Raw genomic sequence first — 24776 nt, forward strand, 5'->3', positions numbered from 1 at the left:
TGCGACGCTAAAGGCTCTCCATCACGGCCGTCTGCTTTCCCGCGGACGGCCGCTTTTGTTGAGCCGGAGATTTCGCAGTGGCCACCCTTGCCCAACCCCAAGACTATGTCGTCGCCGATCTGAACCTCGCCGCCTTTGGCCGCAAGGAGATCGAGATCGCGGAAACCGAGATGCCCGGCCTAATGGCGCTGCGCGAGGAGTATGGCGCGGAGCAGCCGCTGAAGGGCGCGCGCATCACTGGCTCGCTGCACATGACGATCCAGACTGCCGTGCTCATCGAGACGCTGACGGCCTTGGGCGCGCAGGTCCGCTGGGCTAGCTGCAACATCTTCTCCACCCAGGATCACGCCGCCGCCGCAATCGCCGCGACCGGCGTTCCGGTGTTCGCCGTCAAGGGCGAAACGCTCGAGGAATATTGGGATTACGTCGTCCGCATCTTCGACTGGGGGCAGGACCAGACCTGCAATATGATCCTGGACGATGGCGGCGATGCGACGATGTTCGCGCTGTGGGGCGCGCGCGTCGAGGCCGGTGAGGAGCTGTTCGAGCCGACCAACGAGGAAGAGGAAATCTTCGTCGCGACGCTTAAGCGCTTCCTGGCGGAGCGTCCGGGCTACCTCACCAAGACCGTCCAGAACATCAGGGGCGTGTCTGAGGAGACCACCACCGGCGTTCACCGTCTCTATGACTTGGCCAAGAAGGGGAAGCTTCCCTTCCCGGCGATCAACGTCAACGACAGCGTGACCAAGTCGAAGTTCGACAATCTCTATGGCTGCAAGGAATCGCTGGTCGACGCGATCCGCCGCGCGACCGATGTGATGCTGGCCGGGAAGGTCGCTTGCGTCGCCGGCTTCGGCGATGTCGGCAAGGGCTCGGCCGCCTCGCTGCGCAACGGCGGCGCCCGCGTGCTGGTGACGGAGATCGACCCGATCTGCGCGCTCCAGGCCGCGATGGAAGGCTATGAAGTCGTCACCATGGAGGAGGCGACCAAGCGCGCCGACATCTTCGTGACCGCCACGGGCAACGCCGACGTGATCACCCTCGATCACATGCGCGACATGAAGAACATGGCGATCGTCTGCAACATCGGTCACTTCGACAGCGAGATCCAGATCGGCGCGCTCGCCAATATGAAGTGGACCGAGATCAAGCCGCAGGTCGACGAGGTCGAGTTCCCGGACGGCAAGAAGATCATCGTGCTGTCGAAGGGGCGGCTCGTGAACCTGGGGAATGCCACGGGCCACCCGTCCTTCGTGATGTCGTCGAGCTTCACCAACCAGACGATCGCGCAGATTGAGCTGTGGAAGAACCACGCTAACTACAAGAACGAGGTCTATGTCCTGCCGAAGCATCTCGACGAGAAGGTCGCGATGCTCCACCTGGAAAAGCTCGGCGTGAAGCTCACCAAGCTTACCAAGAAGCAGGCCGACTATATCGGTGTCTCCACTGAAGGCCCGTTCAAGCCGGACCATTACCGCTACTGAGGCGGCTCAGAAGCCGGTCTGCAGCATATCGAGGGCATCCATGATCATGCGGTCATGGATGCCCAGCGATCCCAAGGGCGGTCCCAACTGCTTGACGAACATGGCTGACGCGAACTGCGTCACCATGACCATTTGCTCCCCATCGACCACAAAAACCGGGTTCAGCCGTGCTGCCGGCGTCGGAGCCTCTGCGAGCAGGATCAGAGGAACAACCAACCGCGTGTTCAGATGACTAAGCAGATCGGCTTGGCAATCCAGAACATAGCCGCCGCTTTCGCTCCGATGATAATCAAACCGCGCCATCAAAACAGGCGGTGATGCGCCAAAGGCAGCCCCTTGGCCTCTGCCCAGGCGTTGGATGCGTCGAGCGCCTTGCCATTTTCCGCGAGCCAGCGGGCGGCCTTCGCCTGCCGAATCTCGGCAACAAGCCCGGCTTCGCATGCACGGGACAAGCTAATCCCCAAAATGCGAGCTTCCTCGATCAGCTCGGCGTTTAAGGAAACATTTGTGGCTCGCTTCAGGCGTGTACCCATGTGCGCATAGATATGCGCATGGGACCTGTGCGGGCAAGAGTCGCCAATACAGAATTCCTATGGCAATCGCCCATCTCTTGTGGGGCGGGTGCCTTCACCCCTAGAGCGTTCCTCAAGAACAGAATCTTGAGGATGCTCCATGAAGAAGATTGCGCTGCTGGCAGGCTTGCTGGCGTCCACTGCGGCTGTCGCGCAGGCGCCGACGCCGCCTCAGCCGGTCGAGAATAGCCAGGCGCCCGAAAACCAGGTCCTGAATCCCGAGCAGCGCAGCACGGCGCAGACGCCCGCCCGCGCCAATGCGCCCGCCTCGACGCCCGCCAAGCCAGACAAATGGGATGTGAATGCGCCTCCGGGGCTGACGCTGCGTCAGGTGCCGATCAACGTCGCCGAAGGCAGCTGGATGAATGTCGACGTGTCGCCGGACGGGCGCACCATCGCCTTCGACCTGCTCGGCGACATCTACACGATGCCGATTGGGGGCGGTACGCCGACACGGATCGCGGAAGGGCTCGCCTTCGAGCATCAACCGCGCTTCTCACCCGACGGGCGACGGATTGCCTTCGTCTCGGATCGTGCCGGCGGCGATAACGTCTGGATCATGAATGTGGACGGGTCCGACAAGCGCCAGGTCACCAAGGAGGATTTCCGGCTTCTCAACCAGCCGAGCTGGAGCCCGGACGGCCGCTTCATTGTCGCCAAAAAGCATTTCACCACCGGCCGCTCGCTCGGCACCGGCGAAGTGTGGATGTACCATGTCTCGGGCGGCGGCGGCGTGCCGCTGGTCAAGCGGCCGAACGAGCAGCATCAGAAAGAGCTGGGCGAGCCGATCTTCGCGCCGGACGGCAAGAGCGTCTATTTCACGCGCAACGTCACGCCTGGGCCGATCTTCGAATATGCCCAGAACTCCAACACCGACCTGTTCCATATAGAGCGATATGATCTTGAGACCGGCGAGACGGCGACGGTAGCCCGAGGGGCGGGCGGGTCGGTGCGGCCGACGCCCTCGCCGGACGGCAGGAAGATCGCCTTCGTGCGCCGCGAGCGCACCAGGTCCAAGCTCTATGTGAAGGACCTCGCCTCGGGCGAGGAGCGCAAGATCTACGATGCGCTCGACCAGGACGTGCAGGAGACCTGGGCGGTCACTGGTGTCTATCCGAACATGTCGTGGACGCCGGACGGCCGATCGGTGCTGTTCTGGGCCGGAGGCAAGATCCGGCGCGTGAACGCGGACGGCTCCGGCGCTGCCGAAATCCCTTTCCGTGTGAACGACACCCGCGTCGTCGCAGATGCGCTGCACCCCAGAGTCGAAGTCGCACCGGACCGCTTCACGACAAAGATCCCGCGATGGGCGGCGGTGTCGCCGGACGGCCGCCAGGTCGTGTTCGAGACTCTCGGCAAGCTCTGGATCAAGCCGATGGCGGGCGGCGCCGCGCGGCGGCTGACCAGCGGCAACGGAGACAGCTTCGAACTTCATCCCGCCTGGTCGCGCGATGGCAAGACAATCGCCTATGTGGACTGGACGGATCAGGGGCTTGGCCGGCTGCGCACGGTCGGTGCCAATGGCGGATCGCCGCGCGACGTTACACAGCAGCCCGGTCATTATGCCAACCCCGCCTTTTCGCCGGATGGCCGAACCATCGTCTTTGAGCGCCGCTCAGGTGGGTATCTGACGTCCGACCAATGGTCGGAGAGCCCGGGCGTCTACCGTGTCGCGGCAAGCGGCGGCGTGCCGGCGAGGGTGGCGAAAGACGGCGTTTCGCCCCAGTTCGGCGCGTCGAACGACCGCCTGTTCATGGTCATAACGGCGCAGGGCAAGCGACAGCTGGTCTCGACCGACCTGAACGGCGAGGCCAAGCGGGTCCACTCGACCGGCGAGCTGGTCAACGACTTCGATGTGTCGCCGGACGGGCGCTTGCTTGCCTTCCGCCAGAATTATCAGGCATTCGTGATGCCGCTGATGCCGGGCACGCAGGACGTGTCGGCCGATCCGAAGGGCGGCCCGCTGCCCGTCACGCGTGTCAGTTCAGATGGCGCCGATTTCATTCATTGGTCCGATCGCGGGCGGAAGCTCCACTGGAGCCTCGGGCCGACGCTCTACACCGCCACCGCCGACGCATTCTTCCCGAGCGCACCGGCGGGCGAGAACGCGCCCAAGTTCCAGCCGCCCCGCACCGGCGTGTCACTGGCGATGGAGGTTGCTGCCGACAAACCTAGCGGAACGGTAGCGCTCACCGGCGCGCGGATCGTCACCATGGCGAACCGGGACGGCGGCATCATCGACGATGGCGTGATCGTCGTCCGCGGCGACCGCATCGTCGCCGTCGGACCGCGCGCCTCGATGCAGATCCCGGCCGGCGCCCGTACCGTCGATCTCGCCGGCAAGACGATCATTCCCGGCCTGGTCGACGCCCATGCCCATGGGCCGCAGGGCACGGACGGCATGGTGCCGCAGCAGAATTGGTCGTCGCTCGCGAATCTGGCGATGGGCACGACGACGATCCACGACCCGTCCGCCCAAGCGTCGGTCATCTTCGCCGCCTCGGAAATGCAGCGCGCCGGCAAGATCGTCGCGCCGCGCATCTTCTCGACCGGCGAGATCATCTATGGCGCGAAGGCGGCCGGCACCTATGCCGACATCAACAGCTTCGACGATGCGATCGCCCATGTCCGGCGCCTGAAGGCGCAAGGCGCGATGAGCGTGAAGAATTATAACCAGCCCCGGCGCGAGCAGCGGCAGATGGTCGTCGCGGCAGCCCAGCGCGAGGGCATGGAGGTGGTGCCGGAAGGCGGCTCGCTGTTCACCCAGGGCGTGACGCTGATCCAAGACGGCAATGCAACCATTGAGCACAACATACCACTCCGGGTCTTTTACGACGATCTCGTCCAGCTCTGGACCCAGTCGAAGACCAATTACACACCAACGCTGGTGGTCACCTTCGGCGGCCCGGCTGGCGATCCTTATTGGCGCTCGCACACCGACGTGTTTCGCCACCCCATCCTGACCCGGCATATTCCGCCCGCGACGCTTGCCGCCGACAATGCCCGCCGTGAGATCGCGCCCGATGAGGACTATGTCGATGACGACAGCGCGCGCGAGTCGAAGAAGCTGGCCGACAAGGGCGTGTTGGTCTCGATCGGCGCGCATGGGCAGCAGGCCGGGCTCGGGCCGCATTGGGAGATGTGGAGCTTCGCACGCGGCGGCTGGTCGCCGGTCGAGGCGCTCAGGGCCGGCACGATCGATCCGGCCAGGTCGCTTGGCTATGACCGCGATGTCGGCTCGCTTGAGCCGGGCAAGCTCGCAGACCTGGTCGTGCTCGATGCCGATCCGACCCAGGACATCCGCAACACCGAAAAGGTGCACCGGGTGATGCTTGGCGGCCGGATGTACGATCCGATGACGATGAACGAAGTCGTGACCGGGACGCGCACCCGGCAGCCTTATTGGTGGGAAGGGTCCGGCGGCACCCGCGGGGCAGGAAGCGCTAGCCAGGGTTTCGGCCACGGCCATGACTAGGCTATGCTGAGCGGAGGTGGTCGAACTCTCCCCTCTCATGGCTCTGATCGTCGGCGTCTTGCTGGCGCTGTGGCTCGGCGGCGCTGCCTGGGCGCTCATCACCGGGCTCCAGCTTCGTCGCGGCGCGCAGGCGGCGGAGGAGCGCAGCGCCCGACTGCAGGCGCTGCTCGACTCCGCGCCGGCACTGGTTGTCATCGTCGGATTGGACGACCGGATCGACGCATCTGATCGGCTGGCGGACTGGCTCGGCCTGATCGATCCTCCACGTGAGCTTGGCGATCTCTCGCGATCCGATGGCGGCTTCAGCGAGGCCGACCTTGCCCTTCTGCGGCAGGACGTAGCCACGGCGCGAGCGGCTGCGAGCGGCTTCTATCGGGTCGTGAAGCCGCAAGGCTCGTCCCGTACGCTCACCATCCGGGGCGGCCCGGCTCCCGCGGCGCTGGGCTTCGACGGCGCGGTCGTCATGTATCTGTTCGACGCGACCGAAATCCGCTCGGAAATGGCGCGGCTGACGGAGGAAGCGGATCGTCTCGCCCAGGCGTTCGAAGCGCTGTCCGGCTTGATCGAGGCCTCGCCGATCCCGATGTGGCACCGCGGCCCTGACCTGCGGCTGTCGCTGGTCAACAGCGCCTATGTACGCGCCGTCGAAGGCGCCAGCGCCGCCGACGTCATCCAGCGCGGGCTGGAACTGGTCGAGGCGGCGCCAGGCCGTAACCCGATCGCTGCTGCGGCAGCCGCGCGCGAAAGCGGCCAGACCCGCTCGCGGGTGCTGCCGGCGACGATCGCGGGAGAACGGCGCAGCCTGCAGGTGGTAGACGTGCCGCTCGGCGATGCCGGCGTCGCGGGATACGCGATCGACGTCGAGGAGCTGGAGCAGGCCCGCGCCGCCTTTAAGCGCTTCGCCGAGGCGCAACGCGATCTGCTCGACCGGCTCTCCGCCGGCGTCGCCCAGTTCGAGGCAGACCGGTCGCTGAGCTTTTACAACCAGGCGTTCATGCGCCTCTTCTCGATGAAGCCGGAATGGCTGGCGGAGGGTCCGGAGTTCGAGCGCGTGCTCGACCGCATGCGTGAGGCGAACCGGGTGCCGGAAGCGCGCGACTTCCGCGCCTGGCGCGATGAGCGCCGCGGCTGGTTCATCAGCGCGTCTGAGGGACAGGAAGAAAATTGGATGCTGCCCGGCGGCACCCATCTTCGCGTTGTCGCGCAGCCGCTGCCCGATGGCGGGCTGCTCACCATTTTCGAGGATCGGACGGAGCAGGTCTCCCTCGCCAGCGCCCGCGACACGCTGCTGCGGGTGCGGGCCGCGACGTTCGAGCATCTGTTCGAAGCAGTCGGCGTGTTCGCGGCCGACGGCCGGCTTCAGCTCTGGAACCAGAAATTCCGCGACACGTGGGAATTGGAAGACGAGTTCCTGAACAGCCACCCGCGGGTCGATGCACTTGCCGACGCGGCTTCGCGCCAGCTGACCAACCCCTCCCGTGCCGCCGTGATCCGCGAGTTGGTGCGCGTGGCAACGCAGGAGCGCAAGCAGCGCAACGGCCGTGTCGCTCTGAAAAATGGCCGCCATTACGAATTTGCGGCGGTGCCGTTGCCGGACGGGAATGCGCTCTTCACGATGCTGGACATCAGCGACAGCCGCCGCATCGAGGCCGTGCTGCGCGACCGCAACGAGGCGCTGGAAGAAGCCGACCGGGTCAAGACCGCCTTTGTCGCCAATATGAGCTACGAGCTGCGCACGCCGCTGACCTCGATCGGCGGTTTCGCCGAGATGTTGTCTGGCGGCTATGCGGGACCGCTGACGCCCACCGCCGGCGAATATGTCGAGGCCATCCTCGAATCGGTTGCCCGGTTGAGCACGCTCATCGACCATGTCCTCGACTTGACCCAGAGCCAGGCGGGCGCACTGCCGCTGGAGAACCGCTCGGTCGATCTGCGCCGGATCGCGCGCGAAGCGGCCAAGGCTGTCGACGCCGCGGCTGCCGAGAAGTCGATCCAGCTGGCGGTGGAGCTCGACAAGAGCCTCGGCAGCGTTACCGGCGACTCTCGCCGGCTGCGGCAAGTGCTCGACAATCTGCTCGGCAATGCGGTGCGCTTCACGCCTCCGGGCGGGCGCGTGCTGCTGCATGGCGAGGGCAGCGAGGGAATGGCGCGAATGGTGATCTCTGACAATGGTCCCGGCATGACGCTAAAGGAGCAGGCGCGCGCCTTCGATCGCTTCAGCCGTACCAGCGAGGCGCGGGACCGGGGATCTTCGCTCGGCCTCGGCCTGCCGCTCGCGCGTCAATGGGTTGAGGCGCATGGCGGGACGCTGACGCTCGTATCCGAGCCCGGCCAGGGCACCGCCGTCACTGTCGAACTCCCCCGCCGCTGACATGGAACTGGCCGACGAGGCAGCGACGTTGCGCCTGGGCGCGACTCTCGCCGGACGGGTCCGCGCTGGCGACGTGATCACTTTGTCGGGCGGCTTGGGGGCGGGCAAGACGACGCTCGCCCGCGGCCTGCTCGCGGCATTGGGGCTGCCCGGCGAAGCGCCGAGCCCCACCTTCGCGATCGTGCAGACCTATGCGCCGCCCGAAACGCGGCTGCCGGTTGCGCATATCGATCTATACCGGCTGAACGAACCGGAGGAGGCCGAGGAACTGGGCCTCGATGAACTCCGCCGTGATCATCTGCTGCTGGTCGAGTGGCCGGAACGGCTCGGCGCATCCTGGTGGGAGAATGCGCTGCGCCTGCGCTTCGAAGAGGCGCCGCAGGGCGGGCGGCGCTTGACAGCCGAAGTGCCGCCGTCATGGGAGGCGCGATGGCCCCCGATATGACTCCTCCGGCCGCCGCTCCCGAGTTTCTGAAGGGCGCGGGCTGGGATGATGCCGAGATATTGCCGCTGGCGGGCGATGCGTCCTTCCGCCGCTATTTCCGGGTGTTGGCGCCCGGAAGACGCGCCGTGCTGATGGATGCACCGCCCCCGCACGAAGACCCGCGGCCGTTCCTCACCGTGGCCGAGCATCTGATCGCGCTCGGCTTTTCGGCGCCCCGCACGCTCGCCGCCGATCTCCGGCACGGGCTGGTCCTGCTCGAGGACTTCGGCGACGCCCGTATGCGCGAAGTAATCGACGCCGCCCCCGAAGCCGAGCTGCGCATCTATGCCGATGCGGTTGACCTGCTCGCACGGCTGCACCGTCACCCCGCCGCCGACCTGCCGCCCTATGACGAGCGCGAATATCTGCGCGAGGCGTCGCTGCTCACCGAATGGTATGCGCCCGCTCTCGGCCTGCAGGTAGAGGACGAGAGCTATCGCGCCGCCTGGCGGGAGGCGCTCGCGCCGTTGCTCCAGGACCGCTCGGTGACGGTGCTTCGCGATTATCACGCGGAGAACATCATGCTCATCGAGGGGCGGGACGGGGTGGACGGCCTCGGCCTGCTGGATTTCCAGGACGCGCTTGCCGGTCATCCCGCCTATGATCTGGTCTCGCTCCTGCAGGACGCACGCCGCGACGTGCCCGAGGCGATCGAGGCAGACATGCTGCAGCGCTATCTCGAGACAGCTCGGCCGGGGGGCGGCTTCCTCGACGCCTATTGGCTGCTCGGTGCGCAGCGGAACGCGAAGATCGTCGGCATCTTCACGCGATTGTGGAAGCGCGACGGCAAGCCGCGTTACCTGAGTTATCTGCCGCGCGTGTGGGCCTATCTGGAGCGCGATCTGGAGCAGCCTGCGCTGGCGCCGGTCAAGGCCTGGTTCGACGCGCACATCCCTGCGCATCAGCGTGGCGGCGCCCGCCTCGCATGAGCCGATACAAGAAGCCGCTTGCACTGCGTCCGCAACCGGCCGCGCCGCCGCTCGACACTGCGATGGTGCTGGCGGCGGGTCTTGGCAAGCGCATGCGGCCGCTGACCGCGACCCGTCCCAAGCCGCTCGTCGAAGTCGCCGGCAAGGCACTGCTTGACCACGCCTTTGACCGGCTCCGCGCGGCAGGGGTGAAGCGCGCCGTCGTCAACGTCCATTATCTTGCCGACGCTCTCGAAGCCCATCTGAAAAGGCGGGTTCAAGGCATTGAAGTCGCTGTGTCGGATGAGCGTGCGCAGCTGCTCGAGACCGGCGGTGGCCTGGTCCATGCGCTGCCGCTGATCGGCGACGATCCCTTTCTGGTCGTCAACAGCGACAATCTTTGGGTAGACGGCCCTGCGGACTCGATCCGCTCGCTCGCCGCGCGCTGGGACGATGGGAACATGGACGCACTGCTGCTGCTCGTGCCGCTCGCCCGTGCCAACTGCCACAATGGGCCGGGCGACTTCCACATGGATGGAGCAGGGCGGTTGAGTCGCCGCAAGCCTGGTCGGATCGCACCGTTCGTGTTCACAGGAGTCCAGATCGTCTCCAAGCGACTGTTCGAGGGCGCAAAGGCGGAGCCGTTCTCGCTCAACATCCTGTGGGATCGCGCGATCGCCGCCGGCCGTGCCTTCGGGCTGGTCCATAACGGCCTGTGGTTCGACGTCGGCACCCCGCCCGCGGTCAAGCGCACCGAAGAGATGCTGCGCCACGAATAGGAAGCTGGGGACAAGTCCCAATTGGGACCAAGTTGGGGATGACGCTGCACAAGAGGCTATCTAGGCTGATCCTGTGAGCCGCCCCTCCGTCTACACCATCCCGCCGCACCGTTCTTTCGCCGAGGCGCTCGCGGCCGGGCTGATGGCGCGGGAAGGGCGAGACCGGATGCAACTCGCCCGCGGCCTGATCCTGGTTCCCAACAACCGGGCGGCGCGTGCCATCCAGGACGCTTTCGTGCGCCGCGCCGCAGGCGGGCTGCTGCTGCCCCGCCTCGTCGCCATCGGCGATCCGGAGCTAGACGAGCGGCTCGGCGCCTTGCTCGATCCGATCGGCGAGGAAGCGATCCTGCCGGCCGTCGAGCCGCTGCAGCGCCAGCTGATCCTGGCGCGTCTGATCGAGGATGCGGGCGGCACCAATGGCGGCGAAGCGATGCGGCTCGCGGCCGATCTCGCCCGCACGCTCGACCAGCTTCATGTCGAGGGCGTCGATCCGGCCCGGCTGCGCACGATCGACGTTGGCGACTTGACCGAGCATTGGGCGCGTTCGCTCCGTTTGCTCGAACTGGTGCTGAGCCGCTGGCCGGCCGAGCTCGCGCGACTGGGGCGTGTCGACCTCACCGAGCGCCGGAATCGGCTGCTGGAGCGCGTCGCCAAGCGCTGGCGCAGCGAACCGCCGCCCGGCTTCGTCATCGCGGCCGGCGTGTCCACCGCGGCGCCTGCGGTTGCGCGCCTGCTCCGGAGCGTCGCATTCATGGAGCGCGGCCGCGTGGTGTTCGATGCCCTCGACACCGGGATGCCCGAAGAGCAATGGGCCTCGCTCGGGCCGCATCAGCATGATCCGGACACCGGACGCGCGCCGCCCTCGATCGAGACGCATCCGCAATTTCACCTGAAGCTTCTGCTCGACCGCATGGGTGTCAGCCGCGGCGAAGTTCAACGCTGGCGCTGGGGCGGCGGCCATGCCGCGCGGGCGGGCCGAAGCCGCCTCATCTCCAATGCGCTCGCGCCGGCGCGCTTCACAACGGAATGGACCGACCTACCGCGCAAGGATCGGGATCGGAGCGGTGTCGAACTGCTGGAAGTCGCTACGCCCGCCGACGAGGCCCAGGCCATTGCCTTGGCGATGCGCGAGGCGTTGGAGACGCCCGCCCGGACGGCTGCGCTCGTCACCCCGGACCGAGGGCTGGCGCAGCGCGTCTCCGCGCATCTGAAGCGCTGGGGCATTGACGCGGACGACTCGGCCGGCGTGCCGCTGTCCGTCACGCCGCCCGGCACCTTGCTGCTGGCGATCGTCGAGGCGGTAACGGAACGGTTCGCGCCCGTGCCCCTGCTCGCGCTGCTGAAGCATCCGCTGGTGCAAGCGGGCGAGGGACGGCAAAACTGGCTCGATCAGGTCCGCCGGCTAGACCGGGAACTCCGCGGTCCGCGCCCGGCACCTGGGCTCCAGGGCGTGACTGCCAAGCTCTCTCCTGAGAAGCCTGCGGCAAAGGCGTGGTCGCGCATCTTGCCGCTGCTGGAGCCGGTGGAGGCGGAGTTTGCCCGCGCCGCCGATCTCCCGGCCTGGCTCGCCGCGCTGCGTCAGGCGGTAGAGCGGCTCGCCGGTGACGAGGCCTGGGCGCAGGCCGCCGGACGAGCCGCGGCCGATCTGATCGAGCGGCTGGAGGCGCATGCCGCCCACGGCCCGCAGCGCCTCGACCCCCCGCAACTCGGGCCAATGCTCGGCGAACTGATGAACGGCGTCGCGGTCCGGCCGCCACAGGGCGGCCATCCTCGCATCTTCATCTGGGGTCTGATCGAGGCGCGGCTGCAGCAGGCGGACCTGACCATCCTCGGCGGCCTGAACGAAGGCACATGGCCGGCGCTGCCGTCGCCCGATCCTTGGCTCGCGCCGCGCATCCGCGCAGAGCTGGGGCTGCCCGGGCTTGAGACGCGGATCGGTCTCGCTGCGCACAGTTTCGCGGGGGCTCTAGGGGCGCCGCAAGTCCTGATCACCCGTGCGCGGCGCGATGCCCGTGGTCCGGCCGTCGCGTCGCGCTTCTGGTTGCGGCTGGAGGCGCTGACCGGCGGGTTGCCGCGAGCGCGTCGCCTCGCCGACTGGGCGCGCGCGCTCGACGGTGTCGACGAGCCCCGTCCCGCCGCCCGACCGCAGCCGGCGCCGCCCGTGGAGCAGCGGCCGAAGAAGCTCGCGGTCACTGATCTCGACCGGCTCAACGCCGATCCCTTCGCCTTCTACGCAAAGGCGATGCTGCAGCTGCGCGTGCTCGATCCCGTTGATGCCGACGCGACCGCCGCCTGGCGCGGCACCATGGTGCATGATGTGCTCGAATGCTGGGCGAAGGAGGATCAGTGCGATCCCGCCCGGCTGCGGGCCCGCGCCGAAGCGATGCTCGCTTCGACCGACGCCCATCCGCTGATGCGCGCGCTTTGGGAGCCGCGGCTGATGGAAGCGATCGACTGGATCGCCGCCGAGATGGCCGAGATGAAGGCGGCCGGGCGCAAGTTCATCGTGGCCGAGGAGGAGGGCACGCTCGCGATCCACGGCGTGACGCTGAAAGGTCGCGCCGACCGCATCGATCGGCTTCCTGACGGCAAGTTGGCGATCGTCGACTACAAGACCGGCAACGCGCCCAACGCCAAGCAGGTGTCCGGCGGCTACGCTCAGCAATTGGGCCTCATCGGGCTGATGGCCGAGCACGGCGCCTTCGAGGGGGTGACCGGGACGCCCGGCGCGTTCGAATATTGGTCGCTGGCGCGCAACAAGGATGACGGCTTCGGCAAGATCGTCTCGCCCGTCGATCCCGCCGGCGCCCGCGAGCGCATCCGCACCGACGAGTTCGTCGAGCGCGCCTCACGCACGCTCCAGGCTGCCGTCGAGCGTTGGCTGACCGGCTCCGAGCCCTTTACTGCCAAGCTGCACCCGGAGCATGCGCCCTATGGCGATTACGACCAGCTGATGCGGCTGGACGAATGGTATGGGCGGGACCAGGGCTGATGCGCCCGCTCCCCACTCTCAAGGACGAACAGCGGGCAGCGTCCGACCCGCGTCAGCAGGTGTGGCTCTCGGCATCGGCCGGCACTGGAAAGACGCAGGTTCTGGTCGCCCGCGTGCTGCGGCTGCTGTTGCGCTCCGGCGTCGATCCCTCGGCCATTCTCTGTCTGACTTTTACCAAGGCCGGCGCGGCCGAGATGTCGAACCGGCTGAGCGAGCGGCTGGCCTATTGGGTGCGTTTGCCGGGGCCCGAGCTTGCCGCCGAGCTGATGGCGCTTGGCGAGGATCATGGGCCGGAGATGCAGCGGCGCGCCCGCGGCTTGTTCGCCCGGGTTCTCGATGCGCGGGGCGGCGGCTTGCGCATCCAGACCATCCACGGTTTCGCCCAGGCGCTGCTCGCCTCCTTTCCACTGGAAGCGGACCTTGCGCCCGGCATGCGGCCGCTGGAGGGCCGGGAAGAGGCGGCACTGGCGCGGCAGGTGCTGGCGGAACTCGTGACCCGCGCCGAACGGGACGGTCGGCAGGGGTTGATCGCCAATCTGCAGGCGCTCAGCCGGCGGCTAGGCGAGGAGGGTGCCGAAAGCTTCTTGCGCGATTGCGCCCGCGCTCCAGAGGCGCTCGAGCAGCTTCCAACCGATATCGCGACGTTCGTCCGGCGCGCCCTCGAGCTGCCGACCGAAGACATAGAAGCGCACATCGCCAGCCAGTGCGGCGACGATCTGTTCGACCTGGTCAGCCTGGACCAGGTCGCCGCGCACAACCGAAGCTGGGGCACCTCCAAGGGTCTGGACCGCGCCGAAGCGATCGGCCGCTGGCGCGCGCTGTCTCCCGGCGAGCGGGCATTGGCGCTCGAGGAACTGCACAGCGTCTGGGCAACGGCCAAGGGCGATCCGCGCTCCTTCGGCAAGGGCCAGGCGCCGCCGATCGACGGCTATGCCGAACTCGCCTCGCGCCTGCACGGTCGCTGCAAGGAGCTGCTCGAACTGCGCATCCGCGCGCGCTTGGCCGACCTGTTCGCCGCCGCCCTGGAAGCAGGCCGCGCTTATGCCCAGGCCTATACCGAGGCGAAGCGCGCCGCCGGCGTCGTCGATTTCGACGATCTGATCCGCGCCACGGTCCGCCTGCTCGGCACGCCCGGCATGGGCGACTGGATCCGCTTTAAGCTCGACCAGGCGACGGACCACATCCTGGTCGATGAAGCGCAGGACACCAATCCGGAGCAATGGGCGATCGTGCGCTCGCTTGCCGAGGAGTTCTATGCCGAGCATCCGGACGACGCATCCAAGGTCCGCACCATCTTCTCGGTCGGCGATTACAAGCAGGCCATATTCGGCTTTCAGGGCACCGACCCGATCTTCTTCGATGCGGCGAAGAACTATTTCGCCCGTGCCGCCGCCGAAGGCGCCAGGGAGCTGAAGGACCTGTCGCTCAGCCGGTCCTTCCGATCGACCGAGCCGATATTGGAGGCAGTGGACGCCACGGTAGCGGCGCTTGCTCCCGCAGCACTGGGCACGGGCGTCGTCATCGAGCCGCACCGGAGCGCCGTTCCGGGCCCGGGCCTGGTCACGCTCTGGCGCCCGGTCAGTGCCGATGAGGCAGACGATGACGGCGGCGAGGAGAGCTGGACCGGGGATGCGCCACGACGTTTCGCGACCGATCTCGCCAAGAAAATCAAAGGCTGGCTCGCCGAACCGATGATGCTGAAGGGCGGTGCGATCCGCCCGCAGGACATCATGATCCTGGTGCGCAAGCGGGGTGAGCTTGCGTCGCTGATCGTCGCCCGCCTCTATGCCGAGGGCGTCCCAGTCGCCGGCCTCGACCGGCTGCGGCTGAACGCGCCACTGGCCGTGCGTGACCTGCTCGCCGCCGCCCGCTTCGCCCTCCAGCCCGAAGACGACCTGTCGCTCGCCAGCCTGCTCGTCTCCCCGCTGATCGGGTGGAGCCAGGAGGACCTGCTGGCCCATGCCGTACCGCGGCAAGGGAGTCTGTGGCGGCACTTAAGGTCGTTGGCCGGCGAACGGGTGGAGAGTGCGGTTACCGACCTCACCAACTTCCTCAACACTGCCGACTTCACCACCCCCTATCACTTCTTCGAGCGCATCCTCTCCGGCCCGCTCGACGGCCGGCGCAAGCTGCTCGGGCGCTTGGGCGAAGAGGCGCGCGATCCCGTCGAGGAGCTGCTGTCCGCCGCGCTGGCCTTCGAGCGGCAGGCAACGCCCTCGCTGCAGCGCTTTCTCGACTGGTTCGACCGGGGCGATGTCGACATTGTCAGGGACCCTTCGCAGCCGCTGGACGCGGTGCGGGTGATGACCGCGCATGGCGCCAAGGGTTTGCAGGCGCCGGTCGTGATCCTTGCCGATGCGACCACCGATCCCGGTGCTAATCGGCGCAACCGGCTGGACTGGCGCGCACCGGGATTAGACCGGCCCTTGCCCCTGTTCCGCCCGCGCAAGGATGAACTCGCCGGCTCTCTTGCCGAAGACCTGGCGATTGCCGAGCAGAAGGACCGCGAGGAACATTGGCGCCTACTCTATGTCGCAATGACACGGGCGGAGGAGCGGCTCTATGTCGGCGGCGCGCTGGGTCCGCGCGCTAAAGGCATTCCGCCACAGGACAGCTGGTATGCGGCCCTCGAAACGGGGCTAGAAAGCCTGGGCGCCGAACCGCTGGAGGATGGTCGGGTAGAATGGGCCGGTCGCGCACCACAGGCCCCAATCGCGCTCCAGCCGAGAGACGCGAAGCCGAGCGAGACACCGCTGCCGCTGCCCGCCTGGGCTTATGCGCCAGCGCCCAAGGAGGCACGGCCGCCGCGTCCGCTCGCGCCATCGTCGATCGGCGTTGACCAGGCCGCCAACCCGCCGCCCGGCCCCGCAATGCGGGCTGCGGCGGAACGCGGCCGGCTGCTCCACGCGTTGTTCGAGCGGCTTCCGACGATACCGCCCCACCAGAGGCGCGCGGCCGCCGAGCATTGGCTCGCCGGGAGCGGCGGCGTTAAGGACGCGGCTGTGCGGGAGGAGCTCGCCGAGCAGGTCTGCGGGGTGATCTCGGATTCGCGCTTCGTGGAACTCTTCTCACCCGAGGCGCTGGCCGAAGTGCCGATTGCGGCAGTGGTCGAGGGGCAGGTCATCGCTGGCAAGGTGGACCGATTGCATGTCAGCGAAAAGCGGGTGCTGGTGGTCGACTTCAAGACCAACCGCCGCGCCCCCACGAATCTCGCCGGCGCGCCCGAATCGCACCTGCGCCAGATGGCGGCCTATGCAGCGGCGCTCGCGGTGATTTTTCCGGCGCGGCGGGTCGAGGCGGCCTTGCTCTATTCGTCCGGTCCGGTGCTGCTGCAGCTCGATCCGGCCACGGTTGAGCGATTCAAGCCCGGCTTGGCGGCTGCGTAACAAAGTTTGGCCGCCTTGTCGGTTGAGCCTAGCCGCCGCCCTTCCTAGATAGCCGCTTCACAGGAGTACCACGCATGGCCACCAAGCAGATCACCGACGCGAGCTTCGATCAGGACGTCATCCAGGCCGACAAGCCGGTGCTGGTCGATTTCTGGGCGGAATGGTGCGGGCCGTGCAAGCAGATCGGCCCGGCGCTCGAGGAAATCTCGGACGAACTCGGCGAGCGCGTCACCATCGCCAAGCTGAACATCGATGACCATCCGGACGCCCCGGTCCGCTACGGCGTGCGCGGCATCCCGACGATGATCCTGTTCAAGGGCGGCGTGCCGGCGGCGACCAAGGTCGGCGCCGCGCCTAAGAGCCACATCAAAGGCTGGCTTGAAGGCGAGCTGTAACTTTCATTCGTCATTGCGAGGAGCGGAGCGACGAAGCAATCCATGGCGCCGACGCTGCAATGGATTGCTTCGCTACGCTCGCAATGACGAGGGTTAGGCTGGCGGCTCTGTACCTTCCAGCCCTCGCGTATCAGGCCTGAACTTCTCATGCCGCGGTAGATGGTCCCTGGCCTCTGCCCAGCCGATCCGGCTGCCATAGAAGATGTGGAACTCCGGCCGGACCGCGTCCGGCGTGTCCAGGGTCGCGATGCTGAAATCCACCGTCTCCGGCTGGTGATCGACCTTCATGTAGAGCGGCGTGCCGCACCTGGTGCAAAAGCCGCGATGGCCGAAGCTGCTCGATGGCACCGTGCCGAGCGCGTCCTCGCCCTGCTCCAGCCGCCAGTCACCCGCCATGACGCTGGCAAAGGCCATGGCTGGGCTGCCAGAGCTCAGCTGACAGGTGCGGCAATGGCACCAGCCGGCGTCGAAGGGCTCCGAGACAAGGCGGTAGCGGATCGTGCCGCACAGGCAGCCGCCGGTCCATTCGGTCATGACCGGTAATCCGCGTTGATCGAGATATAGCCGTGCGTCAGGTCGCACGTCCAAACCGTCGCGCGGCCATCGCCCAAGCCGAGATCGGCGCCGATCTCGATCTGCTGGCCCGTCAGATGCGCGGCGACGGGCGCTTCGTCGTAGCCCTCCACCGCGCAACCGTTGCCGGCAACGATGGTGTTGCCGAAGCGGATCGAGAGGCGGTCACGGTCCGCCGGCTCCCCAGCCTTGCCGACAGCCATGACGACGCGCCCCCAATTGGCGTCTTCACCCGCAATGGCCGTCTTCACCAGAGGTGAGTTGGCGATGCTCATCGCGATGCGGCGCGCGCTTGCGTCGCTGGTGGCTCCAGTCACCTGCACTTCGATGAACTTGGATGCGCCTTCGCCGTCGCGGACCACCAGCTGGGCGAGCTCCAGGCAGAGCGCGTCCAGCGCCGCCGCAAAGGCGTCCGCGCCGGCGTCCTCGACCGAGGCGAGCGGCGGATTGCCGGCCCATCCGGTTGCGAAAGCCAGGACCGTGTCGGACGTTGAGGTGTCGCCATCGACCGTGATGCACGAGAAGCTGCGGCGGTTCGCGCGTTCGAGCAGCTGCTGGAGGAAGGCCGGCTCCACCCCCGCATCGGTGAAAATGAAGCCGAGCATCGTCGCCATGTCGGGCGCGATCATGCCCGAACCCTTGATGATGCCCACCAGGGTCACGGTGCGGTCGCCGATCACCGCCCGCTGCACCGCGCCCTTGGGGAAGGTGTCGGTCGTTCCGATCGCGTCGGCGGCCTCGCGCCAGCCGCATTCCGGCGCGGCAAAGGCGGCGTCCAGACCCGCTTCCGCCTTGTCGATCGGCAGCGGCACGCCGATCACGCCTGTGGAGGCTATGAAGATGTCGGATGGCTGGCACCCCAGATGTGCCGCGGCCCGCGCCGCGATCGCTTCGACCGCTGCCTGACCGCGGCTGCCGGTAAAGGCGTTCGAGTTGCCGGCGTTCACGACCAGCGCGCGTGCCCGGCCCAGCGTCAGCGCCTTGCGGCACCACTCTACTTCCGGCGAGGCGCATTTACTCGTGGTCAGCACACCGGCGACGCTGGTGCCCTCATCCAGCCGCACAAAGGTCAGGTCGCAGCGATCCCATTCCTTGTAGCGGGCCCTTGCCACCGCAACGCGGGCGCCGGCGATCACCGACAGGTCGGGGAAGGGGCGGGAGAGGGGAGAGACATCGGCCATGGCCATGCCCACTAATATCGCCATTCCGCCTACACCAGAGATGGTTGACTTGCGCGGCGCAGTGGACGCGCGCCGGGCACGACACTATGTCACCGGCTCCACGCTGCTGCGAATGGGTCCGCCTTGCGTCTGTTGATTCTCCTCTCCGCGATGATCGCGGGTCTGACCGGCCTGATCGCCGGCGATCCCGCTGCCGCGCGTGGCGGAGAGCCGACGTCCATTGCGGCGTCCGCGGTGGCAGCCACCGAACAGGTTCGCGCGACCCGGCAGGTCGTACGCATCGCCACGGCTCCTCATGGCGTGACCTCGGTCCTCGAGCATGCGCGGCTGGAGCGCAGCTTTACCTCGCAGTCGCATAAGGTCGACGAGCGCCGCAACGAATAGCGGTTGCTGCACGTCTCTCCTTTTCGACAGGCGGTCGCTCGCCTGCCCACCTAATTCCTTTCAGACAGGTTTGCTCATGTTCGGCGCAATCGCCAAGACCATTTTTGGTTCGTCTAACGAACGTTACGTCCGTTCCCTCCAGCCGATCGTCAATCGGATCAACGGTTTCGAGACCAACATCTCGGCCCTGACCGATGAGGAACTGCGCAATCAGACAGCGCTGTTCCGCGAGCGGCTCGCCAATGGCGAGAGCCTGGACAGCCTGTTGCCCGAGGCCTTCGCCACCGTTCGCGAGGCGGCGAAGCGCACGCTCGGCCAGCGTCACTATGACGTGCAGATGATCGGCGGCATCGTCCTGCATCGCGGCGAAATCGCCGAGATGCGGACGGGCGAAGGCAAGACGCTGGTCGCCACGCTCGCCACCTATCTGAACGCGCTGCCCGGCGAGGGCGTGCACGTCGTCACCGTCAATGACTATCTCGCCCGCCGCGACGCCGAATGGATGGGCCAGATCTACCGCTTCCTTGGTCTGAGCGTGGGCGTGATTGTGCCCAATCTGACCGATCAGCAGCGGCGCGAAGCCTATGGTTCCGACATCACCTACGGCACCAACAACGAGTTCGGCTTCGACTATCTGCGCGATAATATGAAATATGAGCGCGCGTCGATGACGCAGCGCCCCTTCAACTTCGCCATCGTCGACGAAGTGGACTCGATTCTGATCGACGAGGCGCGCACGCCCTTGATCATCTCCGGCCCGACCGACGACAAGTCGGAACTATACATCCAGGTCGACAAGATCGTGAAGCAGTTCGTGCCCGAGGATTACGAGCTGGACGAGAAGCAGAAGACCATCATCCTGACCGAGGACGGCACCGAAAAAGCCGAGCGGATGCTCGAGGCGGCGGGCCTTCTCGAAGGGTCGAACCTTTACGACTTCGAGAACACGCAGGTGGTCCATCACCTGAATCAAGCGTTGCGCGCCAATGCGATGTTCAAGCTGGACACCGACTATATCGTCAAGGACGGCAAGATCGTCATCATCGACGAGTTCACCGGCCGAATGATGGACGGCCGCCGCTGGTCGGACGGGCTGCACCAGGCGGTTGAAGCCAAGGAAGGTGTCAACATCGAGCCGGAGAACCAGACTCTCGCTTCGATCACCTTCCAGAACTATTTCCGCATGTATCCGAAGCTCGCCGGCATGACCGGCACGGCGGCGACCGAGGCGGGCGAGTTTCACGATATCTATAAGCTGAACGTCGTTACCATCCCGACCAACAAGCCGGTCGCGCGCGTGGACGAGGACGATCAATTCTACAAGAATATCAAGGACAAGTTCGCGGCCATTGCGAAGGCGATCGAAGAGCATAGCGGCCGCGGCCAGCCGGTGCTGGTCGGCACCGTCTCGATCGAGAAGTCGGAGCTGCTGAGCCAGTATCTCCGCCAGCTCAACGTGCCGCACAATGTACTGAACGCGCGCTTCCACGAGCAGGAAGCGCATATCGTCGCTCAGGCCGGCCGGCGGGGTGCCGTTACCATCGCCACCAACATGGCCGGCCGCGGTACCGACATTCAGCTCGGCGGCAATCTCGAATTCCGCATCGAGGACGAGCTTAAGGGCATGCCGGAAGGTCCCGACCGGGACGCCGCGATCGAGCGCATCCGGCAGGAGATCGAGGAAGAGAAGGAGCGGGTGCGGCAGGCGGGCGGTCTCTTCGTGCTCGGCACCGAGCGGCACGAAAGCCGCCGCATCGACAATCAGCTGCGCGGCCGTTCGGGTCGCCAGGGCGATCCGGGCCTCAGCCGCTTCTACCTGTCGCTCGACGACGACCTGCTGCGCATCTTCGGGCCAGACACGATGTTCTCTAAGATGATGAACGCCAATCTGGCGGATGGCGAGGCAATCGGCTCGCGGTGGCTGAACAAGGCCATCGAGACGGCGCAGAAGAAGGTCGAGGCCCGCAACTACGACATCCGCAAGCAGCTGCTCGAATATGACGACGTGATGAACGATCAGCGCAAGGTCATTTACGAACAGCGTACCGACATCATGGACTCCGAAGTTCTCGGCGACATTGTCGAGGACATGCGGCACGAAACCGTCAACAATCTCGTCGGCACTGCCTGTCCGCCGGACTCTTATCCCGAGCAATGGGATATCGAAGGACTGAAGGCGCGGACGCAGGAGATCTTCGGTCTCGACGTGCCGTTCGAGGATTGGGTCAAGGAAGAGGCCGTCGAGCCGGAAATGCTCGAGGAACGGCTCCGCACGCTGACGGACGAGACCATGGCCGCCAAGGCGGCAGAGCTGGAGCCGGGCACCTGGGTTCAGGTCGAGAAGAGCGTGCTGCTCCAGTCGATCGACCATCACTGGAAAGAGCATCTGGCGACGCTCGACGCGCTACGGCAGGTCATCCACCTGCGCGCCTATGCTCAGAAGACGCCGATCAATGAGTATAAGCAGGAGGCGTTCGGCTTGTTCGAGCGCATGCTGGAAGTGATCCGCGAAGATGTGACGCGGGTGCTCGCCCACGCTCAGTTCATGGCCGCGCCGCCGCCGCTTCCAGCCATGCCGGAGTTCGTCACCACCCATATCGATCCGCTGACTGGCGAGGATGACACATGGGATGGCGAAAGCCTGGGTGAAGGCACGATGACCCTGCCGCCGCTCCAGCTCGCGCGTCCACAAATGACGGAAGACCTGGGCGACGATCCGGCCGAGTGGGAAGGTAAGGTCAGCCGCAACGCGCCTTGCCCGTGCGGATCTGGGCAGAAATACAAGCACTGCCACGGGGCGCTGTAAGCTCCTCCATCACCCGTCACCCCGGGGCTTGACCCGGGGTCCAGCTTCTTCTCTCTGAAGTCTGGTTGAGGCAGCGGGACCCCGGCTCAAGGCCGGGGTGACGGAGAGAAGGCGGCTAGAGTCCAATGCTGATCTTAGCTCTCCTCTTCGCCCTCACAGCCGCACTTTATGCAAGCGTCGGCTTTGCGGGCGGATCGACTTACAACGCGCTGCTTGCGCTCGCGAGTGTCGATCACCGCGTCTTTCCCGTCGTGGCCCTGGTCTGCAACCTGATCGTCGCAACCGGCGGCACCATCCGCTTCGCGCAGGCCGGGCTGGTGCCCTGGCGCCGGCTGCTGCCCCTACTCGCTTTGTCGGTGCCCGCCGCCTGGATCGGCGGCATGCTGCCGGTCTCGAAGCAGCTCTTCCTCGTGCTGCTCGGAAGCTCGCTTCTCGTCGCCGCCATCCTCCTCTTCATGCAGCCTGAAAACGAGGCCCGGACCAGCCGCTGGCCCTGCCTCGGCGCTGCGCTTTCGGCACCGATCGGCTTGTTGTCGGGAATCGTCGGCATCGGCGGCGGGATCTTCCTCGCCCCCATCCTGCACCTGATCGGTTGGGACCGCGCGAAGAGCGTGGCGGCGGCCGCATCCTGCTTCATCCTCGCCAACTCGCTGGCAGGTCTCGGCGGGCAGCTGACCAAGCTTGCCGGCTCGCCGGAACGCGTCGGGGCTGCACTCGCCTATTGGCCCTTGGCGTTGGCCGTGCTCGTCGGCGGGCAGATCGGCAGCCGTATCGGTGTCGAACTTCTGCCGGCCGCCTGGCTGCGGCGGCTCACAGGCCTGCTGATCCTCTACGTCGCCGTGCGCCTGCTGCTTCAGGCCTGGAGCTGATGGCCTTCAAGCGCTCGCTGGGGACGATGGGCGTGCTGTTGCTGACGCTGTCGGCGACGACGCCCGCCTCTTCGGTGTTCGTGATCATGCCCGAAATGCTTCAAGTCGCAGGCTCCGGCGCATTGATCGCGATGCTGCTCGCCGCGCTGGTCTGCGTCGCGACCGCCTTTGTCTATGCCGAGCTCTCCTCCGCCTTTCCGGTCGCGGGCGGCGAATATGTGATGGTTGGCCGCACGCTCGGCCCGCTCGCCGGCTTCGTGATGCTCGCCGTTAACCTGATCAACAATCTACTCTTTCCGGCCGTCATCGGCCTGGGCCTCAGCGATGTGCTCTCCGGACTCTTTCCAGCGCTGCCGGTAATTCCGACCGCGGTCGCTATGGTCGCGCTCGCCACCTTGGCCGGCATTCTTCACATACGGCTGAACGCGTGGATCACGGGCGCATTCCTGCTGGTCGAGCTGCTTGCCCTCGGCGTGATCGTCATGCTGGGGATAGCTGAGCCGGTTCGCAGCCTGTTCGCCGCGCCAGCGATGACGGCAGAGCTCATCCCCGCCGATCCTGTGAGCATCGGCCTCGCGACCACCGCTGCGATCTTTGCGCTGAACGGCTATGGCCTCGCCGTTTATTTCGGCGAGGAGATGCAGGAAGCGGCGAGCCGGATCGCCCGCGTCGTGCTGCTCGCGGCTGGCGTGACCATCCTGGTCGAGCTGCTGCCGCTTGCGGCCGCGATCGCCGGAGCGCCCGACCTGCCGACTTTGTTCACCCATGCCGACCCCTTCGGCTGGTTCGCCCGGGCTCGGGGAGGGGATCTGGTCGCCGACCTGCTCGCGCTCGCCATTGCGCTGGCGATCGTCAACGCCGCCATTGCCGGCATTCTCGCCTATGCGCGCTTCTTCTATTCGACCGGCCGCGACGCGATCTGGGGCAAGTTGCTCGACCCCTATGTCACGCGCATCCACCCGCGCCTTGGTTCCCCGTGGGTCGCGACGCTTGCGGTGGGCGCGGTCAGCTGTGCTGCCTGCTTTTTGCCCCTGCGCCTGCTGCTGGTGCTGAGCGGGTCGGGGATCGCCATCACTTACCTCGGTATCGCCCTCGCAGCGTTGATCGGGCGCCGCACCGGCACCACGGCTCATGCGGCATACAAGATGCCTTGGTTTCCGCTGGCGCCATTGGTCACCATTGCCGCGCTAGCAATGGTTTCCTGGGCGAGCTGGCTGGATACGGATACCGGGCGGCCGGGCCTCACCGCCACCGCTATCCAAATGGCCGCCGCCGCGCTCTATTACGCCTTCGTGCTGCGGCGGCGCGGCGGCTGGAGCATCTATGGCGGGGATCAACCGCCCGCGGCGGCGGCCTGAGCCTCGAGCTGTTCGGCAGTCATGCCGATCACCAGACCATTCGGGCCGGCCGCGATCGCATTCTTCGGCAGCCGCACCATCTTGCCGCTGGTCAACTTGACGGTCACGAGATCGCCTTCGACCTTCTCGATCGTCCCGGCCTGGGCGCCGCCGCTGCCATTCACGACCGCGCCCGCTTTCAGCGCCTCGGCGGCCTTGGCTTGGGCCTGCTCGACTTGAGCGTTCAGCTGATCGCGCGAAAGACCGATCACCAATCCATTCGGCCCGGCTGCAAAGGCCGAGCGTGGCAGCCGCACCTCATGCTTGTCCGTCTTCACCACCGCGAAGTCGGCGCCGGACGAAGCGATCGTTCCCACTGCCGAGCCATCGGGTCCAACGACCGCACCGCCATTGGTGAATTGCACCGCACCGCCTGCAGCCGGCGTAACCGTGGCCGCTGGAGTGGGGGTTGCAGCCGGAGCGGGAGTTGCCGAAGCAGCTGGAGCCTGGCCCAGAGCCGGAGCGCCCGCCAGAGCGCAAGTCGCCAGAATCGCTACACGGATCGCCTTCACCATTCTCTCCTCATGCAAAGTCGGGATGAGAACGTTGTAGGCGCGGAACCGGTTTCGCGGGCTGCGACAAGCTGCATCGATGGTGGGATCGCTGGCTCCCCGGGCCTGATTCGAACAGGCGGCCGTCCGATTAACAGTCGGATGCTCTACCGCTGAGCTACCGGGGAACGAGCGAGGCCGCGCCTATAACAAGCCTCCCGCCCTTTGC

The 24776-nt window shown here is 66.6% G+C and carries 18 protein-coding genes and 1 tRNA gene; 13 read left to right on the forward strand and 6 right to left on the reverse strand.

The window, feature by feature from the left end; genetic code table 11:
- The first annotated feature begins 77 nt into the window (after nucleotides 1–77).
- On the forward strand, nucleotides 78–1484 hold the full coding sequence (gene ahcY, locus VGT77_RS05130) for an adenosylhomocysteinase (protein WP_327460252.1): 1407 nt from the start codon (nucleotides 78–80) through the stop codon (nucleotides 1482–1484).
- A gap of 6 nt (nucleotides 1485–1490) precedes the next feature.
- Here ahcY and VGT77_RS05135 read toward each other — a convergent pair whose 3' ends face one another.
- The gene (locus VGT77_RS05135) at nucleotides 1491–1787 is read right to left on the reverse strand and encodes a CcdB family protein (protein ID WP_327460254.1); all 297 of its coding nucleotides are present in this window, start codon (nucleotides 1785–1787) and stop codon (nucleotides 1491–1493) included.
- Nucleotides 1787–2017 (reverse strand): type II toxin-antitoxin system CcdA family antitoxin, encoded by a 231-nt coding sequence (locus VGT77_RS05140; RefSeq protein WP_327460256.1) that lies wholly within the window; start codon nucleotides 2015–2017, stop codon nucleotides 1787–1789. Before VGT77_RS05140 ends, VGT77_RS05135 begins: the two co-directional genes overlap by 1 nt.
- Before the next feature lie 139 nt (nucleotides 2018–2156).
- Here VGT77_RS05140 and VGT77_RS05145 point away from each other — a divergent pair, with 139 nt between their 5' ends.
- The 8 genes from VGT77_RS05145 to trxA all read left to right on the forward strand — a co-directional run bounded on the left by VGT77_RS05145 (nucleotide 2157) and on the right by trxA (nucleotide 16846).
- A complete protein-coding gene (locus VGT77_RS05145) occupies nucleotides 2157–5531 on the forward strand; it encodes an amidohydrolase family protein (RefSeq protein ID WP_327460258.1) in 3375 nt (1124 codons plus the stop codon).
- A 37-nt stretch (nucleotides 5532–5568) separates the two neighbouring features.
- Complete coding sequence (locus VGT77_RS05150; RefSeq protein ID WP_327460260.1) at nucleotides 5569–7902, forward strand: ATP-binding protein; 2334 nt, start codon at nucleotides 5569–5571, stop codon at nucleotides 7900–7902.
- Between the two features lies 1 nt (nucleotide 7903).
- A complete protein-coding gene (gene tsaE, locus VGT77_RS05155; protein WP_327460262.1) occupies nucleotides 7904–8347 on the forward strand; it encodes a tRNA (adenosine(37)-N6)-threonylcarbamoyltransferase complex ATPase subunit type 1 TsaE in 444 nt (147 codons plus the stop codon).
- Nucleotides 8344–9315, forward strand: a complete 972-nt coding sequence (locus tag VGT77_RS05160; protein WP_327460895.1) for an aminoglycoside phosphotransferase family protein — start codon at nucleotides 8344–8346, stop codon at nucleotides 9313–9315. The genes tsaE and VGT77_RS05160 overlap by 4 nt, the downstream gene beginning before the upstream one ends.
- A complete protein-coding gene (locus VGT77_RS05165; RefSeq protein ID WP_327460263.1) occupies nucleotides 9312–10073 on the forward strand; it encodes a nucleotidyltransferase family protein in 762 nt (253 codons plus the stop codon). Before VGT77_RS05160 ends, VGT77_RS05165 begins: the two co-directional genes overlap by 4 nt.
- A 73-nt stretch (nucleotides 10074–10146) precedes the next feature.
- On the forward strand, nucleotides 10147–13065 hold the full coding sequence (gene addB, locus VGT77_RS05170; protein WP_327460265.1) for a double-strand break repair protein AddB: 2919 nt from the start codon (nucleotides 10147–10149) through the stop codon (nucleotides 13063–13065).
- On the forward strand, nucleotides 13065–16451 hold the full coding sequence (gene addA, locus VGT77_RS05175; protein WP_327460267.1) for a double-strand break repair helicase AddA: 3387 nt from the start codon (nucleotides 13065–13067) through the stop codon (nucleotides 16449–16451). Before addB ends, addA begins: the two co-directional genes overlap by 1 nt.
- Nucleotides 16452–16525: 74 nt before the next feature.
- Complete coding sequence (gene trxA, locus VGT77_RS05180; protein ID WP_327460269.1) at nucleotides 16526–16846, forward strand: thioredoxin; 321 nt, start codon at nucleotides 16526–16528, stop codon at nucleotides 16844–16846.
- Nucleotides 16847–16939: 93 nt separating this feature from the next.
- On the opposite strand, the gene VGT77_RS05185 is transcribed toward trxA, so the two are convergent.
- Entirely contained in the window at nucleotides 16940–17380 is a 441-nt protein-coding gene (locus tag VGT77_RS05185; RefSeq protein ID WP_327460271.1) for a GFA family protein, read from the reverse strand.
- On the reverse strand, nucleotides 17377–18600 hold the full coding sequence (argJ, locus tag VGT77_RS05190) for a bifunctional glutamate N-acetyltransferase/amino-acid acetyltransferase ArgJ (RefSeq protein WP_327460897.1): 1224 nt from the start codon (nucleotides 18598–18600) through the stop codon (nucleotides 17377–17379). Before argJ ends, VGT77_RS05185 begins: the two co-directional genes overlap by 4 nt.
- Before the next feature lie 123 nt (nucleotides 18601–18723).
- Between argJ and VGT77_RS05195 the strand changes: the two genes are divergently transcribed.
- The 4 genes from VGT77_RS05195 to VGT77_RS05210 all read left to right on the forward strand — a co-directional run bounded on the left by VGT77_RS05195 (nucleotide 18724) and on the right by VGT77_RS05210 (nucleotide 24017).
- The gene (locus VGT77_RS05195; RefSeq protein ID WP_327460272.1) at nucleotides 18724–18984 is read left to right on the forward strand and encodes a hypothetical protein; all 261 of its coding nucleotides are present in this window, start codon (nucleotides 18724–18726) and stop codon (nucleotides 18982–18984) included.
- Nucleotides 18985–19060: 76 nt separating this feature from the next.
- Nucleotides 19061–21790 carry a preprotein translocase subunit SecA gene (secA, locus tag VGT77_RS05200; protein WP_327460274.1) on the forward strand — a complete coding sequence of 910 codons (2730 nt, stop codon included), beginning with the start codon at nucleotides 19061–19063 and terminating at the stop codon, nucleotides 21788–21790.
- 125 nt (nucleotides 21791–21915) lie between these two features.
- On the forward strand, nucleotides 21916–22659 hold the full coding sequence (locus tag VGT77_RS05205) for a sulfite exporter TauE/SafE family protein (protein ID WP_327460276.1): 744 nt from the start codon (nucleotides 21916–21918) through the stop codon (nucleotides 22657–22659).
- Nucleotides 22659–24017, forward strand: coding sequence for an APC family permease (locus VGT77_RS05210; protein ID WP_327460278.1), 1359 nt, complete (start codon nucleotides 22659–22661; stop codon nucleotides 24015–24017). Before VGT77_RS05205 ends, VGT77_RS05210 begins: the two co-directional genes overlap by 1 nt.
- Here VGT77_RS05210 and VGT77_RS05215 read toward each other — a convergent pair.
- Nucleotides 23993–24571: a hypothetical protein gene (locus VGT77_RS05215; RefSeq protein WP_327460280.1), complete on the reverse strand. Its 579-nt coding sequence runs from the start codon at nucleotides 24569–24571 to the stop codon at nucleotides 23993–23995. The genes VGT77_RS05210 and VGT77_RS05215 overlap by 25 nt on opposite strands.
- An 89-nt stretch (nucleotides 24572–24660) precedes the next feature.
- Nucleotides 24661–24735: transfer RNA gene (locus VGT77_RS05220), tRNA-Asn, on the reverse strand.
- Nucleotides 24736–24776 lie beyond the last annotated feature (41 nt).

Origin of the sequence: Sphingomonas sp. (assembly GCF_035944535.1) — a bacterium.
Classification (GTDB): Bacteria; Pseudomonadota; Alphaproteobacteria; order Sphingomonadales; family Sphingomonadaceae; genus Sphingomonas_B.